The following is a 15,898-nucleotide window of genomic DNA, read 5'->3' as shown; positions in this document are numbered from 1 at the left end:
TGGGGGTGGGGGGGGGCGCGGTGCGCTTTGCTTCGGCGCACCGGGGGGGGGGCCGGGGCGACGCGCGCCCGGGCCCCGCGGCGGGACCGACCGGTCGGCTCAGGTCATGTTGGCGAGGAACTCGCTGTAGAAGAGGCCGAGCGCGATGGCCACGCCGATGCCGGCGATGATCCAGAACCGGACCACGATGTTGACCTCGCTCCAGCCGGCGAGCTCGAAGTGGTGCTGCAGCGGCGACATCCGGAACACCCGCTTGCCGGTGGTACGGAACGAGATGATCTGGATCACCACGGACATCGTGATGATCACGAAGAGGCCGCCGATGATCGGCAGCAGCAGGATCGTCCGGGTGGACATCGCCATGCCGGCGATCAGGCCGCCGAGGCCCAGGGCCCCGGTGTCGCCCATGAAGATCCGTGCCGGCGAGGTGTTCCACCACAGGAAGCCGACGCAGGCGCCGGCCGCCGCGCCGGCGATCAGCGCGATCTCCAGCGGGTCCCGGACGGTGTAGCAGTAGTCCTGGGTGTAGTTCGGGTCGGCGCACCAGTGCCGGTACTGCCAGAACGCGATCAGCGCGTACGCCGCCAGGACCATCACCGAGGCGCCGGTGGCCAGGCCGTCGAGGCCGTCCGTGAGGTTGACGCCGTTGGTCGCGGCCATCACCACGAAGATGAAGATGACCACCGCGCCGATCTTGGAGACGTCCAGCGCCGGAATGTCCCGGATGAAGCTCAGCGTCGTGCTGCCCACGGTCTCGGTGTTGGTCACCGCGCCCGAGGCGTCGGTCATGGTGCTCGGGAAGTAGAGCGCCACCACCCCGAAGACCGCCCCGACCAGGATCTGGCCGAGCAGCTTGCCGCGCTTGTTGAGGCCGCCGCTGTGCCGCTTGCGCACCTTGAGGAAGTCGTCGATGAAGCCGACGGCGCCGGAGAAGACCATCAGCCCCAGCAGCACCAGGGCGGTGATCGTCGGCTCGACCTGGGCGATCTGCGCGTCCGGCAGGGTGGTCAGGGCCAGGTGGCCGGCCACGTACGCGATGACCGTGGCGAGGATGAACACCACGCCGCCCATCGTCGGCGTGCCCTTCTTGCCCTGGTGCATGGCCGGGCCCTCGGCCCGGATCGGCTGGCCCGCCTTGAGCCGCGTGAAGACCTTGATCGCGATCGGGGTGCAGAAGAGCGAGATCAGGAAGGCCACCCCGACGGCGACGATGACCGCCCTCATGAGGCGATCTCCTCACCGGCGTCGGCGCGCAGCGCGTCGGCCACCTCCCATGTGCGGTACCGGGAGCCCTTCACCAGGACGACATCGCCCGGCCGTAACTCGCCCCGCAGCACCTCGACGGCCGCCGCCTGATCGGTGAGCAGCACCGACTCTCCTCCCCAGTCACCTACCGATGTCGCGCCTTCGTGGATCGGCGCGGCCGGCTCGCCCACCACGAGCAGCCGGTCGACGCCCAGCTCGGCCGCGAGCCGGCCGACCTCGGCGTGCCCGTCGCGTTCGAACGGACCGAGTTCGGCCATGTAGCCGAGCACCGCGACGGTGCGCCGCTCCCGCCCGATGCCGGCCAGCGCGCGCAGCGCGACCGCCATCGAGGCGGGGTTGGCGTTGTACGAGTCGTCGATCACGGTCACCCCGTCGGCGCGTTCGAAGACGTCCATCCGACGGGTGGAGACCAACCCCAGCGCGCCCAGCGCGATCGCCGTCTCGGCCAGCGGCATGCCCAGCTCGCGGGCCACCGCCGCGGCGGCGAGGGTGTTGGAGACCTGGTGCCGGCCGGTCAGCCCGAGCCGCACCGGCGCGGTCCCCTCCGGGGTCACCAGGGTGTACGCGGCGCGGCCCCGGTCGTCCAGCGTCACGTCCTCGGCCCGCACGTCGGCGTGCGCCGCCTCGCCGTAGCGGACCACCCGGGCGACGGTCCGCGTGGCCATCGCGTCGACCAGCGGGTCGTCGGCGTTCAGCACGGCCAGGCCGTCGGCGGGCAGCGCCTCGACCAGCTCCCCCTTGGCGAGCGCGATCGTCTCCACCGAGCCGAACTCGCCGATGTGCGCCACCCCGACGTTGAGCACCACGGAGATCCGCGGCGGCACCACGTCGCACAGGTAGCGCACGTGGCCCACCCCGCGGGCGCCCTTCTCCATCACCAGGTAGCGGGTCTCCGGCCCGGCCTGCAACGCCGTGTACGGGTGCCCCAGCTCGTTGTTGAACGAGCCGGGCGGGGCGACCGTCGGGCCGAGCCGCGCGGCGAGTTGGGCGATCAGGTCCTTGGTGGTGGTCTTGCCGGACGATCCGGTCAGCCCGATCACGGTGAGCCCCGGCAGCCGGTCGACCACCGCGCGGGCCAGCCGGCCCATCGCCGCCAGCGCGTCGTCGACCAGCACCATCGGCACGCCGGGCACCTCGCGGGTGCCGAGCACCGCGACCGCGCCGGCCCGCACCGCGGCGGCGGCGTAGTCGTGCCCGTCCACCTTCTCGCCGGGGAAGGCCACGAAGAGCGCGCCCTGGCGCACCTTGCGGGAGTCGAACTCGACCGGGCCGGTGACCGTGGCGTCCGGGTCGGCGGCGGCGAGCCGCCCGTCGACCGCCGAGGCGACCTCGGCCAGGCTGAGCGCGATCATCGCTGACCCGCCGGGTCGGCGAACCGGGCGCGCAGCGCGTCGGCCAGCTCGGTGCGGTCGTCGAACGGGTGCACCTCGCCGCCGATCTCCTGCCCGCGTTCGTGGCCCTTGCCGAGCACCGCGATGACGTCGCCCGGCTCGGCCAGCCGGACCGCCGCGTCGATGGCGGCCCGGCGGTCGGGCACCTCCTCGACCCGGGCGGCCGTGCCGGCCCGGCGGGCGCCGGCGAGCACCTCGGCCCGGATGGCCGCCGGGTCCTCCGTGCGCGGGTTGTCGTCGGTCACCAGCACCACGTCCGCTCCCTCCGCCGCGGCGGCGCCCATCACCGGCCGCTTGCCCCGGTCGCGGTCGCCGCCGGCGCCGATGACGCAGATCAGCCGGCCGGCGCCGAACTCCCGCAGCGCGGCCAGCGCGGCGACGATCGCGTCCGCCTTGTGCGCGTAGTCGACCACGCCGCGCACCGGCCCGGGGGCGGCCACCAGCTCCAGCCGGCCGGGCACCCCGCCGCAGGCGGCCACGCCGGCGGCGGCGGTCTTCGCGTCCACCCCGGCGGCGACCAGGACGGCGATGGCCAGCAGGGCGTTGGCCACGTTGTGCCGCCCCGGCAGCGCCACCCCGGCCGGCAGGGTCAGCCCGTCCGGGCCGTGCACCGTGAAGCGCTGGGCGTACCCCTCGCCGCCGACCTCGTCCGCCCACCAGGTGGCGGTCGGGTCGCCGGCCGCCGAGTAGGTCACCGTCGCCGGCTTGTACAGCGGCTTCAGCGCCGGGTCGTCCTGGTTGAGCACCTCCACCGCGCAGCGCCCGTCGAACAGCTGCGCCTTCGCGGCGAAGTAGTCCGCCGAGTCGGCGTGGAAGTCCAGGTGGTCGGAGCCGAAGTTGGTGTAGCCGCCCACGGTGAACCGGACGCCCCCGACCCGCCCCATCGCCAGGGCGTGGCTGGAGACCTCCATGACCACGGCGGTGACGCCGCGCTCGCGGGCAGCGGCCAGCATCGCGTGCAGATCGGTCGCCTCGGGCGTCGTGCGCACGCTGTCGACCACCAGGTCGCCGAGGCGGGTCTCCACGGTGCCGATCAGGCCGGTGGTGTGGCCGGCGGCGCGCAGGCCGGACTCGACCAGGTAGGCGGTGGAGGTCTTGCCGGCCGTGCCGGTCACCCCGATCACCGTCAGCTGATCGGTCGGGTCGCCGTAGACGGCCGAGGCGAGGGCGCCCAGCACCGCGCGCGGATCGGCGACCACCAGCGCCGGCAGGCCCGCCTCGGCCGCGGCCGGGGCGCCCGCCGGGTCGGTCAGCACCGCCACCGCGCCGGCCGCCGCCGCGCCGGCGGCGAACTCCGCGCCGTGCCGGCGGGCACCCGGCAGTGCGGCGTACAGGTCGCCGGGGCGGACCTCCTGGCTGGCGTGGGTCACCCCGGTCACCACCAGCTCGGCGACCCCCTCCGGGGGGTCGACGGCGAGCCGGGCGGCGAGGTCGCCGAGCCGGGCGCCGATCACGGTACGGGGACGAGGATTGCCGGGCACGGCGTCAGACCCTACCCGGTCGTCCGGTTCCGGCCGCACAGCCGCCCCGGTGGTTCGTCCGCACTCACCGATGATGTCCCGGCGTGACCGCTCAGCGCGGATAGACCGTGAACTTCGGGGCCTTCTCCCCGCTCGGCGGCACGCCGTAGTGACGCAGCGTGAACTGCATCATCTCCCGGAACGCCGGCGCGGCGATGTCCCCACCGCCGCCGGCGGGCGTGTGCGCGAAGACCGCGATCACGTAGCGCGGGTTCTCGGCCGGGGCCATGCCGATGAACGAGGCCACCTCGCCGGGCTGCTTGCGCCCGTCGACCAGCCGCCAGCCGGTGCCGGTCTTGCCGGCGACCCGCCACTCCGGGATCGCGGCGGCCCGGCCGGTGCCGTCCTCGACGGTGGTCACCGCCTCCAGGATGGTGCGCAGGGCGGCGGCGTTCTCGGGGCTGAGCACCGACCGGGTGACCGGGGGCTCGGTCGGGGTGGACTTCCCGTCCGGCCCGATGACCGCCTTGACCAGGCGCGGCTGGACGTACGTGCCGTTGTTGGCGATCGTCGCGTAGACGGCGGCCATCTGCAGCGGCGTGGCGTCCACGCTGTGCCCGATCGGCACCGACCCGTACGACGACCCGCTCCACTCGTCGGCCGGCAGCAGTCGCCCGCTGGCCTCGCCGGGCATGCCGACCCCGGTCGGCTCGCCGAGACCGAACCGCTTCTGGTAGTCGATCAGGCGTTCCTGGCCGAGCTTGTCGGCAATCTGGATGGTGCCGACATTCGACGAGTACGCCATCATGCCGGGCAGGCTCATCCGCTTACCGTCGGCGCGGTGCGTGTCGGAGAACCAGGTGTCGCCCATCTTGATGCTGTTGGCGATCGGCAGCGTGGTGTCGGGGGTGATCACCCGCTCCTGCAGCGCGGCGCCGAAGGTGACCGCCTTGTGCACCGAGCCGGGGTCGACCACGAAGCTGGTGGCCGCGTCCTCCCGGTCGGTCGGCTCGCTCGCCTCGGGCTTCGCCGCGTTGTAGGTGGGGTGGCTGGCCTGGGACAGCACCTCGCCGGAGGGGATCTCGATGACCACGGCCGCGCCGGTGCTGCCCTTGCTCTTGGCCATGTGCCGGGCCAGTATCCGCTGTGTCATGAACTGGAGGTCGCGGTCGACGGTGAGCTGCAGGGAGCTGCCCGGCTTGGCCTTCGTCGTCTCGCTGTAGCCGCCGGGGATCGGGGCGGCCAGGTCGCCGAGGCCGACCTCGTAGACCCGCTTGCCGTCCTCGCCGCGCAGCACGTCGTCGTAGCGGGCCTCCAGCCCCTCCAGCCCGACCATGTCCTGGCTGGTGAAGCCGAGCAGGTTGGCGGCGAGGTCGCCGCCGGGCACCTCGCGGCGCTCGTCGCGGTGGGTGCCGATGCCGGGCAGCTCCAGCGCGGTGATCTGCCGGGCCCGGTCGATGTCCACCCCCCGGGCCAGGTACTCGAACTCGGAGTCGGCGCCGTTGATCCGCTTGCGCGGCTTCATCTTCTCGGCCAGCTCGGAGGCCGGGATGCCGAGCAGCGGGGAGAGCGCCTTCGCGGTGCCCTGGATGTCCTTGACCCGGGTCGGGTCGGCGTAGACGTACCGCGCCTCGACGCTGTGCGCCAGCGGGGCGCCGTCCCGGTCGTAGATCGCCCCCCGCGCCGCCGGCAGGGTGACGGTGCGCAGCCGGTCGGCCACGCCGCCGCCCGCGTACGCCGGGGTGTCCACGGCCTGGAGGACGACCAACCGGATGCCGATGACGGCGAACAACGCCAGGGTCAGCACGGTGCCCAGCCGCAGCCGGCGGCGGGGATCGGCCAGCCGCGGCGGCTTCGGCGGCTTGCGCGACGGTCGCCGGGCGGCCGGGCGGTCCGGCCGGCGCGGCGCGCGGCGGGGTGCCGGCGGCTCGTCGTCGTGGCGCGGGCCGCGCGGGGTGACGGTGCGGACGACGCCGGAGCGGCCCGCCGCCTCCCGGCGGCCGGTCCGGCCGGCGCCCGCACGCCCGCCGTCGAGTACCTGGAGGGCGGGGCGGAACGGGTCGCCGGAGCGGGTGCTGCGCGGGGTCCGGCGCTGCTCGGCGCGGCCGGCGGCGTCGTCGCGCTCGCCCCGGGCGCCGGCGCGCTGCTCCCGGACGGTGCGGCCCCTCGGGGTGTACGCCCGCGCGTCGGAGATGCCACCGGCCCCCGGCTCGCCGGAACGCCGCTCGGCGCCCCGGCCACCGACGTCGCGGGACGAACCGCGCCGGGAGCCCGTGGCGTCCCGGCGCGGTTCCTCCGATCTCGGTGGCACGGTCGTCAGCCTCCCGCGCCCTGCTGGCTGGTGATCGACGGCTGGCCGTCGGCCGGCTGCGGCACACCGATCACCTTGCCGTCGGGCAGCCGGATGTAGGCCGGCTCACCCGCCTCCACCAGGCCGAGCCGGCGGGCCTGGGCCTCCAGGTTGCCCGGCGCCTCCGCGTCGGCGATCTGCTTGTTGAGCTGCTGCTGCTCCAGGTCGAGCTTGGCCTGCTGCTCCTGGAGCTTCTCCAGCCGGAAGGCGTTCTCGTTGATCTTCGTGTTGACCAGCAGGATGCCGAGCACCCCGCCGACCACCAGCACCAGCACCAGCGCCGCGAACGGCGCCCGCGGCACCCTCACCGGCGGCGGCGGCGCCACCCGCAGCCGGGGCGGGCGCGCCGCGGTGGCGCCGCCCCGCTCGGCCGGCCGCAGCGCGGCACTGCCCTGCGTCGGGAACTCGCGCGCCCCCCGGGCGCGAGTCTCCCCCAGCCGGCTCGTCCGGTCCGCCCTCGGCGTGCCGGTCCCGGTGCGCGTGGCCCGCTCCGCCGCGATCCGGCCCCCCGACCGCGGTGCGCGCTGCCCGCCGCCGGTCACGTCCCGGCGGTCGCGCTTGTCATTCGTCATGTCCCTCCCCCTCTTCGTCCGTCCCTGTCCCGTCCCCCGGGATCCCTCGGATCCGTCTCGGACCCGGTGGACCCCGCCCCCGGTTGGTGCATCGCCTTGACCCGCCGGCGGTACCGTTCGCGGTCGGTACGCCCCTGCTGCGCCGCGTCCGGGTCGAGCCGCTCCGCGGCCCGCAGGCGCACCGAGGCGGCCCGCGGGTTCGCGGCGACCTCCCGCTCCCCGGGCAGTTCGGCGCCCCGGCTCAGCAGCCGGAACGTCGGACCCGAGCCGGGCAGTTCGACCGGGAGGTCGACCGGGCCCTTGCTGCGGACCCGCTCGGCGAGCGCCGCCTTGGTCAGCCTGTCCTCCAGCGAGTGGTAGGACAGGACCACCATGCGGCCGCCCACGTTGAGCTTGTCGAGCGCGGCCGGCAGCGCCGTCTCCAGCGCTGCCAGCTCCTTGTTTACCTCGATCCGTAAAGCCTGAAACGTTCTCTTTGCCGGGTGTCCCCCGGTTCGTCTGGCTGGTGCCGGAATGGACTCCCGCACCAGCTCCGCCAGCCGCGCCGACGAGGTGATCCGGGCCCGCTCGCGCTCCCGGATGATCGCCGAGGCGATCCGGCCGGCGAACTTCTCCTCGCCGTAGACCCGCAGCACGCGGGCCAGGTCCGGGTGGGAGTAGGTGTTGACCACCTCCTCGGCGGTCACCCCCCGGGTCTGGTCCATCCGCATGTCCAGCGGGGCGTCCTGCGCGTACGCGAACCCGCGGTCGGGCGCGTCGAGTTGCAGCGACGAGACCCCCAGGTCGAACAGGATCCCGTCGATCCCGGGGTAGCCGAGCCGGTCGAGCACCTCGGGCAGCTCGTCGTAGACGGCGTGCTCCAGGTGGACGCGGTCGGCGAAGCGGGCCAGCCGGACGCGCGCGTGGGCGAGCGCCTCCGTGTCCCGGTCCAGCCCGACGAGCACCGTCTCCGGATGTGCCTCCAGCACCGCCTCGGCGTGCCCGGCCAGGCCCAGCGTCGCGTCGACATGGACCGTCCGCCCGCCCCGGCCCAGCGCGGGGGCCAGCAACTCGAGACACCGCTCGAGCAGCACCGGCACGTGCGTGCCGCGTAGCTCCCCCATGTCGACCCCCACTGGTTGAACCTCGTCCTTCATGTGCCTGTCGTCGGACGACGCTGTGCCGTCGTACCGCCAGATCCCCATCCGCTCCCGCCCGCCGGAGGCCGCGGCCCTCCCATCGGATCGTGCGCCTGGCACCGGGGAAGGGGTGCCAGGAACTCGAAAGCGGGTGGAGATCTCGCAGTACGTCGGGCGTCGTCACGCCCTACAGACCGCCGGGCAGCACCCCCTCCTCGATGTCGGCGAAGTCGTCTTCGCTCTCCGCGAGGTAGTTCTCCCAGGCGGCCTTGTCCCAGATCTCCACCCGGGTGCTCGCGCCGATCACGACCAGGTCCCGGTCGAGGGCGGCGTACGACCTCAGGTGGGCCGGGATCGTCACCCGGCCCTGCTTGTCGGGCACCTCGTCGTGCGCGCTGGCGAAGAAGACCCGGCTGTAGGCCCGGGCCGCCTTGTGCGTCATCGGCTGCACGCGCAACTGCTCCGCGATCCGCTGGAACTCGGGCATCGGGAAGACGTAGAGGCAGCGCTCCTGCCCTTTGGTGATCACGACACCCCCCGCCAGCTCGTCCCGGAACTTCGCCGGAAGGATCAACCGGCCTTTGTCGTCGAGGCGCGGGGTGTGGGTGCCGAGAAACATCGGCCCAACCCCCTCGCCCTTGAGCGGCGTTCGCGGCGCCGCTGACCCCCCGGGCCGGTGGGCCCTCCCGGCCTCACCATCGCGCCCCACTCTACTCCACTTCCCTCCACCCGCAACCAGAAACGCCCGCGTGGCGCGCCCTTCCGCCGCGCGAAACCGCACGTCAGAGGGGGTGGAGCGGAGTGGGGGGCCGGACGGCCCGCCGGAGCCGGTCCGCTTTCCGACATAGATCGACTCCGTCCGGCTGAGCGTGGTCCGGCCACCCCGCCGGACCGCCCCGGCCGAACGGTTCGCCCTCGGCGGCGATCTGGTGGGCCCGCCGGTCCGGTAACCTCGCTCGGGTGACGGACGCGAAGATGCCCCTGCGGGCGAAGGTGGCCAGCTCGGTGTCGCGGACCGCCGCGGCGCTGTCGCGGGCCGCGGGCCGCGGCGACGGCTCGGTGATCGGCGGCTGGATCGGCCTGAAGATCGATCCCGACCTGCTGGCCCACCTGTCGGCCGGGCGCGCCATCGCCCTGGTCTCCGGCACCAACGGCAAGACCACCACCACCCGGCTCACCGCCGCGGCGGTCGGGGTGCTCGGCCGGGTCGCCACCAACTCCTTCGGCGCCAACATGCCGACCGGGCACACCTCCGCGCTGGCCAAGGCCGGCAGCACCCCCTACGCGGTGCTGGAGGTCGACGAGCACTACCTGGCCCAGGTGCTGGAGGCCACCGAGCCGCACGTGGTGGCGCTGCTCAACCTCTCCCGCGACCAGCTCGACCGGGCCAAGGAGGTCGCCATGATGGCGCAGCTCTGGCGCGCCGCACTGGTCCGGCACACCGACGTCCGCATCGTCGCCAACGCCGACGACCCGATGGTGGTGTGGGCCGCGACGCCGCCGCCCAACCACGACCACCGCATCGCCCCGCCGCAGGTCACCTGGTTCAGCGCCGGGCAGCGCTGGCACGACGACTCGTGGGTCTGCCCCGAGTGCGGCTCGACCATCCAGCGCTCCGGCGAGCAGTGGTGGTGCAGCGGCTGCCCGCTGCGCCGTCCCCAGCCGCAGTGGACGGTGGAGGACGACGGCGTGCTCGACCCGACCGGCGCCTGGCACAAGGTCAAGCTCCAGCTCCCCGGCAAGGTCAACCTCGGCAACGCCGCCACCGCGCTGGCCGTCGCCGCCGAGTTCGGCGTCCGGCCGGTGGACGCGGTGCTCCAGCTCGGCACCGTCACCTCCGTCGCCGGCCGCTACGCCCAGGTCGACCGGGACGGGCGCAACATCCGGCTGCTGCTGGCGAAGAACCCGGCCAGCTGGCTGGAGGCGTTCGACATGGCCGACGAGGCGCCGACCCTGCTCTCCATCAACGCCCGCGACCCCGACGGGCTCGACACCTCCTGGCTGTTCGACGTCGACTTCGCCCCGCTGCGCGGCCGGCAGGTGCTGATCACCGGCGACCGCGCGTACGACCTGGCGGTCCGGCTGGAGGTCAACGACGTGCCGTTCCAGCACGTGCGGACGTTCCACGACGCCGTCCGGGCGGTGCCTCCGGGCCGCCTGGAGGTCATCGCGAACTACACCGCGTTCCAGGACATCCGAGCGGAGTTGGACCGTGTCAACTGAGAGCCTGCGCATCGTCTGGATCTACCCCGACCTGCTCTCCACCTACGGCGACCGGGGCAACGCCCTGATCCTCGCCCGCCGGGCGCGGCAGCGCGGGTTCCCGGTCGAGGTCCTGGAGGTCCGCTCCGACCAGCGCCTCCCCGCCACCGCCGACATCTACCTCATCGGCGGCGGTGAGGACGGCCCGCAGGCGCTCGGCGCGCAACGGCTGCTCGCCGACGGCGGCCTGCACCGGGCCGTCGCCCAGGGCTCGGTCGTGTTCGGGGTCTGCGCCGGCTACCAACTCCTCGGCACGTCCTTCTTCGCCAAGGGCACCCGATGCGCCGGGCTGGAGCTGCTCGACCTCTCCTCCGACCGCGGGCCGACCCGGGCCGTCGGGGAGCTGGCCGGCGAGGTCGACCCGCGGCTGGGCGTACCGGCGCTGACCGGGTTCGAGAACCACGGCGGTCGCACCCACCTCGGCCCCGGGGTCTCCCCGCTGGCCCGGGTGACCGCCGGGGTCGGCAACGACGGCGCCACCGAGGGGGCGTGGCGGGGCAAGCTGCTCGGCACGTATTCGCACGGCCCGGCCCTGGCCCGCAACCCCGCCCTGGCGGACCTGCTGCTGCGCTGGGCCACCGGCGCGCACCAGCTCCCGCCGCTCGACGACACCTGGACGGACCGGCTCCGCGCCGAGCGCCGCGCCGCGGTGGCCGCCGCCGCCCGGGCATGAACCCGGCCGTCCGGCGGCTGCTGCGGCAGCGGTCGGCCGCCCGGTTCGCGCTGCTGCTGCTCCTGCTCGCCACGTTCGGGGCGGCGCTGCTCGTCGTCCCCCTGCCGGAGGTCGGGGAGCTGCCCCGGCTGGCCGACCGGCTGGGCGCCCTCGCCCCCGTGGCGGCGGTCGTCGGCGGGGCGCTGCTGCTGGTGGCGCTCGTCCCCCGGACCTTCATCACGCTCGCCTCGGGGGCGATCTTCGGCGCGCTGGAGGGCGCCACGTACGCGCTGGGCGCGGCGCTGCTGGCGGCGGCGCTGGGCTTCGCGGTCGGCCGCCTGCTCGGGCGGGAGTTCGTCGCCGAACGGGTGCGGGGCCGGCTGGCCCGGCTGGACGGCTGGTTCGCCCGGCAGAGCGTCCTCGGCGTGGTCACCGTACGGCTGCTGCCGATCGCGGGCTTCGGCCTGGTCAGCTACGGCTACGGCACCACCGGCGCCCGGGTGCTGCCGTTCCTGGCGGGCAGCGTGATCGCCTCCGTCCCCACCGCCTTCGGGTACGCGGCGGTGGGCGCGGCGGCCGCCTCCCCGGGCGACGTCAACTGGTTCGCCGCCGCGCCCGCCGCGCTCGGCCTGGTCGCCAGCGCGGTGCTGATCCGCCGCTGGTGGCGCGCCGAGCGGCAGCGCCGGCTCGCTCCGGGCTGAGGCCCGCCGTGCCGAGCCGACCCTCCCCCTCCCCCTCCCCCGACCCGGGCCGCCCCGACCGGCGCGGGGGCCAGGGCGAGGAGCGGCTGTCCGGGGGCTTCATCGCCGAGGTCGTCCGCGTCGGCGACACCGTCCGGCGTACGCCGCCGCAGAACGCCGACTTCGTCGCCGCGCTGCTGCGGCACCTCGAGCGGGTGGGCGCGGACGTCGCGCCCCGCCACCTCGGCACGGACGAGCGGGGCCGGCAGGTGCTCAGCCACGTCGACGGCCGGGTGCCGTGGCGGGACCGGGAGGACCCGGCGTACTTCGCCGACCCGGCGTTGACCGGGCTGGCGGCGCTGGTCCGGCGGCTGCACGACGCGTGCGCCGGCAGCGCGCTCGCCGGGGACGCCGAGACGGTCTGCCACCGCGACCTGTCCCCGAAGAACACGGTGTACCGCGACTCTTCCGCCGGCCCGCTGCCGGTGACACTGCTCGACTGGGACCTGGCCGGTCCCGGCCGGCGGATCGAGGACGTGGCCTTCGCCGCCTGGCACTGGGCGGAGCTGGGGCCGGGCGGCGACCCGGCGGAGCTGGGCCGGCGGGCCCGGGTGCTCTGCGACGCCTACGAGGCGGCCGGCCCGCGGCCGGTCGCGCTGCCCCGCGCCGACCTCGTGGACGTGATGCTCGACCAGCTCGACGGGACCTGGCGCGGCATCGCGGCCGGCGCGGACCGGGGCGAGGAGGCCATGCGGCGGCTCCGTGCGGCGGGCGCCGCCGACGCGGTACGCGGCTGGCACGACTGGCTGGCCGACCACCGCGAAACGGTGACGGCCGCACTGCGCTGACCGTCGCACGGCCCGGCGCGGACGATCATGGAGTTGTGGTGACCGGTTCGTCCCGGCCCCGGGACTTCGTCCCCCACCACAACTCCATGATCGACGCGCCCCGACCCGGGCGGACCCGGGAGCCGGGCGCCGGTCAGACGACGACGGAGACCGTGCGGCCCTTGACCACGATGACCTTGCGGGGCTCCCTGCCGGCCAGGGACGACGCGACCGCCTCCAGGGCCGCCGCGCGGACGGTCTCCTCGGACGCGTCGGCGGGGACCTCGACCCGGCCCCGCACCTTGCCGTTGATCTGCACCGGGTAGGTCACCGTCTCGGCCACCAGCAGCGCCGGGTCGGCGGTCGGGAAGTCCGCGTACGTCAGGGAGGTGTCGTGCCCCAGCCGACGCCACAGCTCCTCGGCGATGTGCGGGGCGAACGGCGCCACCATCAGCACCAGCGGTTCGGCCACCTCGCGCGGGGTCTCCGCCAGTCGGGTCAGCCCGTTGGTCAGCTCGATCAGCTTGGCGATGGCGGTGTTGAACCGGATCGCCTCCATGTCGCCGCGGACCCCGTCGATCACCTTGTGCAGCAGCCGCCGGGTCGCGGAGTCGGCGGGCGCGTCGGTGACCCGCAGCGCACCGGTCTGCTCGTCGACGACCGCCCGCCAGACCCGCTGCAGGAAGCGGTACGAGCCGACCACCGCCCGGGTCTCCCACGGGCGGGACACCTCCAGCGGGCCCATCGACATCTCGTAGACCCGGAAGGTGTCCGCGCCGTACGCGGCACACATCTCGTCCGGGGTGACCACGTTCTTCAGGGACTTGCCCATCTTGCCGTACTCGCGCTTGACGGCCGTGTCGCCCAGGTAGAAGCCGCCGTCGCGCTCGGTCACGTCCTCGGCCGGCACGTAGGCGCCCCGGGCGTCGGTGTACGCGTACGCCTGGATGTAGCCCTGGTTGAACAGCTTGCGGAACGGCTCGAACGACGAGACGTGGCCCAGGTCGTACAGCACCTTGTGCCAGAACCGGGCGTACAGCAGGTGCAGCACGGCGTGCTCGGCGCCGCCGACGTACAGGTCGGTGCCCCCGCAGTCGCCCTCGCCGCGCGGCCCCATCCAGTACCGCTCGTTCTCCGCGTCGACGAACCGCTCCGAGTTGGTCGGGTCCAGGTAACGCAGCTCGTACCAGCAGGAGCCGGCCCACTGCGGCATCACGTTGGTCTCGCGGGTGTAGCGCTTCGGACCGTCGCCCAGGTCCAGCTCCACCTCGACCCAGTCGCGCCGGCGCGACAGCGGGGTCTCCGGGTTGCTGTCGGCGTCCTCCGGGTCGAACGTGCGCGGCGAGAAGTCGTCCACCTCGGGCAGCTCGACCGGCAGCATCTCCTCCGGCAGCGCGATGGCGGCCCCGGTCTCGTCGTACACGATCGGGAACGGCTCGCCCCAGTAGCGCTGCCGGGAGAACAGCCAGTCGCGCAGCCGGTAGGTCACCGCGCCGGCGCCGTGCCCGTTGGCCTCCAGCCACTCGATGATCCGGGCCTTGGCGTCGGCGACCCCCAGGCCGTCCAGGTCCAGGCCGCGGTCGGGCGCGGCGCTGTTGACCGCCGGGCCGTCCCCGGTGTACGCCTTGCCGTCGAAGCCCTCCGCCGGCTGCACGGTGCGCACGATCGGCAGCTCGAAGACCTCGGCGAACGCCCAGTCCCGCTCGTCCTGGGCGGGCACCGCCATGATCGCGCCGGTGCCGTAGCCGGCCAGCACGTAGTCCGCGATGAAGATCGGGATCTGCGCGCCGTTCGCCGGGTTGGTGGCGTACGCCCCGACGAAGACGCCGGTCTTCTCCTTCGTGTCGGCCTGCCGCTCGACGTCGGTCTTGGCGGCCGCCGCCTTCCGGTACGCCTCCACGGCCGCCCGCGGGTTGGCGTGCCCGCCGGTCCAGGCGTCCTTCGTCCCCTCCGGCCAGGCGGCCGGCACCAGCGCGTCGACCAGCCCGTGCTCGGGCGCCAGCACCATGTAGGTCGCGCCGAAGATCGTGTCCGGCCGGGTGGTGAACACCCGGATCGGCTCCAGCGTGGTGGGGAAGTCGATGTGCGCGCCGGTGGAGCGGCCGATCCAGTTGCGCTGCATCAGCTTGATCGGCTCGGGCCAGTCCAGCGTGTCCAGGTCGTCCAGCAGCCGGTCGCCGTACGCGGTGATCCGCATCATCCACTGCTTCAGGTTGCGCTTGAAGACCGGGAAGTTGCCCCGCTCGGAGCGGCCGTCGGCGGTGACCTCCTCGTTGGCCAGCACGGTGCCCAGCCCGGGGCACCAGTTGACCGGCGCCTGCGACACGTACGCCAGCCGGTGGTCGTCGACGACGGCGCGCCGCTCGGCGACGGACAGCTCCGCCCACGCCCGGCCGTCGGGCGTGGGCCGGTTGCCGCCCTCGAACTCGGCGATCAGCTCGGCGATCGGGCGCGCCCGCTTCGCCTCCGTGTCGTACCAGGAGTTGAAGACCTGCAGGAAGATCCACTGGGTCCAGCGGTAGAAGTCCACGTCGATGGTGGCCACCGAGCGGCGCTCGTCGTGGGCCAGGCCCAGCCGGCGCAGCTGCGCCTTGTAGCGCTCGATGTTGGCCACGGTGGTGGTCCGGGGGTGGGTGCCGGTCTGCACCGCGTACTGCTCGGCGGGCAGGCCGAACGCGTCGAAGCCCATCGCGTGCAGCACGTTGCGCCCCGCCATCCGCTGGTAGCGGGCGAAGCAGTCGGTGCCGATGTAGCCCAGCGGGTGCCCGACGTGCAGGCCGGCGCCCGACGGGTACGGGAACATGTCCAGCACGTACAGCTTCTCCGCCCCGGACCGGGGGTGGCCGGGGTCGGCCAGCGGGCCGGTCGGGTTCGGGGCGTGGAAGGTGCCCTCCCGCGCCCAGACGTCCTGCCAGCGGTGCTCGATCTCCTCGGCCAGGGCCGCGGTGTACCGGAACGGGGGAATGTCGCCCGCCGCTGCTGCCTCACTCATGGCGTCTCCTCGCTTCGCTCGTCGCCGCCGGCCACGCCACGGCCGGGCTGGATGCTGACCTCGCTCGGCGTGGTCATGTCGGTATGGATCGGGTCTGCTCCCCCGGCGCGCCGTGCCGTCGGGGCCGGCGCCGGGGCCGACCGCCGGGGCGCCCGGCGGAGGGCACAAAAAAGCCCCTCGCGCAGGAGGGGCCGCCGTGCTGTCGCGCGTCAGCGCATCAGCACGGCCCGGTAAGGAGCAGGAAGAATCCGGCCATGACCGGGAGTGTACCCGCCGTCCGGTCCCGCACGCCGCCCGCTACCACCGGTCGGGACGCGGGCCCCGTCCG

General features: G+C 74.4%; 11 protein-coding genes and 1 pseudogene. 4 read left to right on the top strand and 8 right to left on the bottom strand.

What is annotated here, in order from left to right:
- Window positions 1–99 precede the first annotated feature (99 nt).
- The 7 genes and pseudogenes from mraY to mraZ all read right to left on the bottom strand — a co-directional run bounded on the left by mraY (window position 100) and on the right by mraZ (window position 8,776).
- On the bottom strand, window positions 100–1,224 hold the full coding sequence (gene mraY, locus ABZ793_RS03970; protein ID WP_357451446.1) for a phospho-N-acetylmuramoyl-pentapeptide-transferase: 1,125 nt from the start codon (window positions 1,222–1,224) through the stop codon (window positions 100–102).
- On the bottom strand, window positions 1,221–2,618 hold the full coding sequence (gene murF / locus ABZ793_RS03965; protein ID WP_357451443.1) for a UDP-N-acetylmuramoyl-tripeptide--D-alanyl-D-alanine ligase: 1,398 nt from the start codon (window positions 2,616–2,618) through the stop codon (window positions 1,221–1,223). Before murF ends, mraY begins: the two co-directional genes overlap by 4 nt.
- Window positions 2,615–4,177, bottom strand: coding sequence for a UDP-N-acetylmuramoyl-L-alanyl-D-glutamate--2,6-diaminopimelate ligase (locus ABZ793_RS03960; protein WP_357451440.1), 1,563 nt, complete (start codon window positions 4,175–4,177; stop codon window positions 2,615–2,617). The genes murF and ABZ793_RS03960 overlap by 4 nt, the downstream gene beginning before the upstream one ends.
- A 52-nt stretch (window positions 4,178–4,229) precedes the next feature.
- Complete coding sequence (locus ABZ793_RS03955; RefSeq protein WP_357451436.1) at window positions 4,230–6,428, bottom strand: penicillin-binding protein 2; 2,199 nt, start codon at window positions 6,426–6,428, stop codon at window positions 4,230–4,232.
- Between the two features lie 5 nt (window positions 6,429–6,433).
- Window positions 6,434–7,039, bottom strand: coding sequence for a septum formation initiator family protein (locus tag ABZ793_RS03950; RefSeq protein ID WP_357451433.1), 606 nt, complete (start codon window positions 7,037–7,039; stop codon window positions 6,434–6,436).
- Window positions 7,029–8,154, bottom strand: a pseudogene (rsmH, locus tag ABZ793_RS03945) (16S rRNA (cytosine(1402)-N(4))-methyltransferase RsmH). Before rsmH ends, ABZ793_RS03950 begins: the two are co-directional and overlap by 11 nt.
- 190 nt (window positions 8,155–8,344) lie before the next feature.
- Entirely contained in the window at window positions 8,345–8,776 is a 432-nt protein-coding gene (gene mraZ / locus ABZ793_RS03940; protein WP_357451430.1) for a division/cell wall cluster transcriptional repressor MraZ, read from the bottom strand.
- 356 nt (window positions 8,777–9,132) lie between these two features.
- On the opposite strand from mraZ, the gene ABZ793_RS03935 reads away from it, so the two are divergent.
- From ABZ793_RS03935 to ABZ793_RS03920, 4 genes are read left to right on the top strand one after another with little or no spacing between them, the layout of a single operon-like run.
- On the top strand, window positions 9,133–10,380 hold the full coding sequence (locus tag ABZ793_RS03935) for a MurT ligase domain-containing protein (protein ID WP_350712137.1): 1,248 nt from the start codon (window positions 9,133–9,135) through the stop codon (window positions 10,378–10,380).
- On the top strand, window positions 10,370–11,092 hold the full coding sequence (locus ABZ793_RS03930; RefSeq protein WP_357451427.1) for a glutamine amidotransferase: 723 nt from the start codon (window positions 10,370–10,372) through the stop codon (window positions 11,090–11,092). Before ABZ793_RS03935 ends, ABZ793_RS03930 begins: the two co-directional genes overlap by 11 nt.
- Entirely contained in the window at window positions 11,089–11,772 is a 684-nt protein-coding gene (locus tag ABZ793_RS03925) for a VTT domain-containing protein (protein WP_357451424.1), read from the top strand. Before ABZ793_RS03930 ends, ABZ793_RS03925 begins: the two co-directional genes overlap by 4 nt.
- 8 nt (window positions 11,773–11,780) lie before the next feature.
- Window positions 11,781–12,599, top strand: coding sequence for a phosphotransferase (locus ABZ793_RS03920; protein ID WP_357451421.1), 819 nt, complete (start codon window positions 11,781–11,783; stop codon window positions 12,597–12,599).
- Window positions 12,600–12,732: 133 nt separating this feature from the next.
- Here the strand turns inward: ABZ793_RS03920 and leuS are convergent, their stop codons facing one another.
- Window positions 12,733–15,570 carry a leucine--tRNA ligase gene (leuS, locus tag ABZ793_RS03915; protein WP_357451418.1) on the bottom strand — a complete coding sequence of 946 codons (2,838 nt, stop codon included), beginning with the start codon at window positions 15,568–15,570 and terminating at the stop codon, window positions 12,733–12,735.
- Between the last annotated feature and the right edge of the window lie 328 nt (window positions 15,571–15,898).

This window comes from Micromonospora sp. NPDC047465 (genome assembly GCF_040643125.1).
GTDB lineage: Bacteria > Actinomycetota > Actinomycetes > Mycobacteriales > Micromonosporaceae > Micromonospora.
The sequence above is the reverse complement of the archived record's forward strand: the minus strand, read 5'-3'. Positions and strand labels throughout refer to the sequence as shown.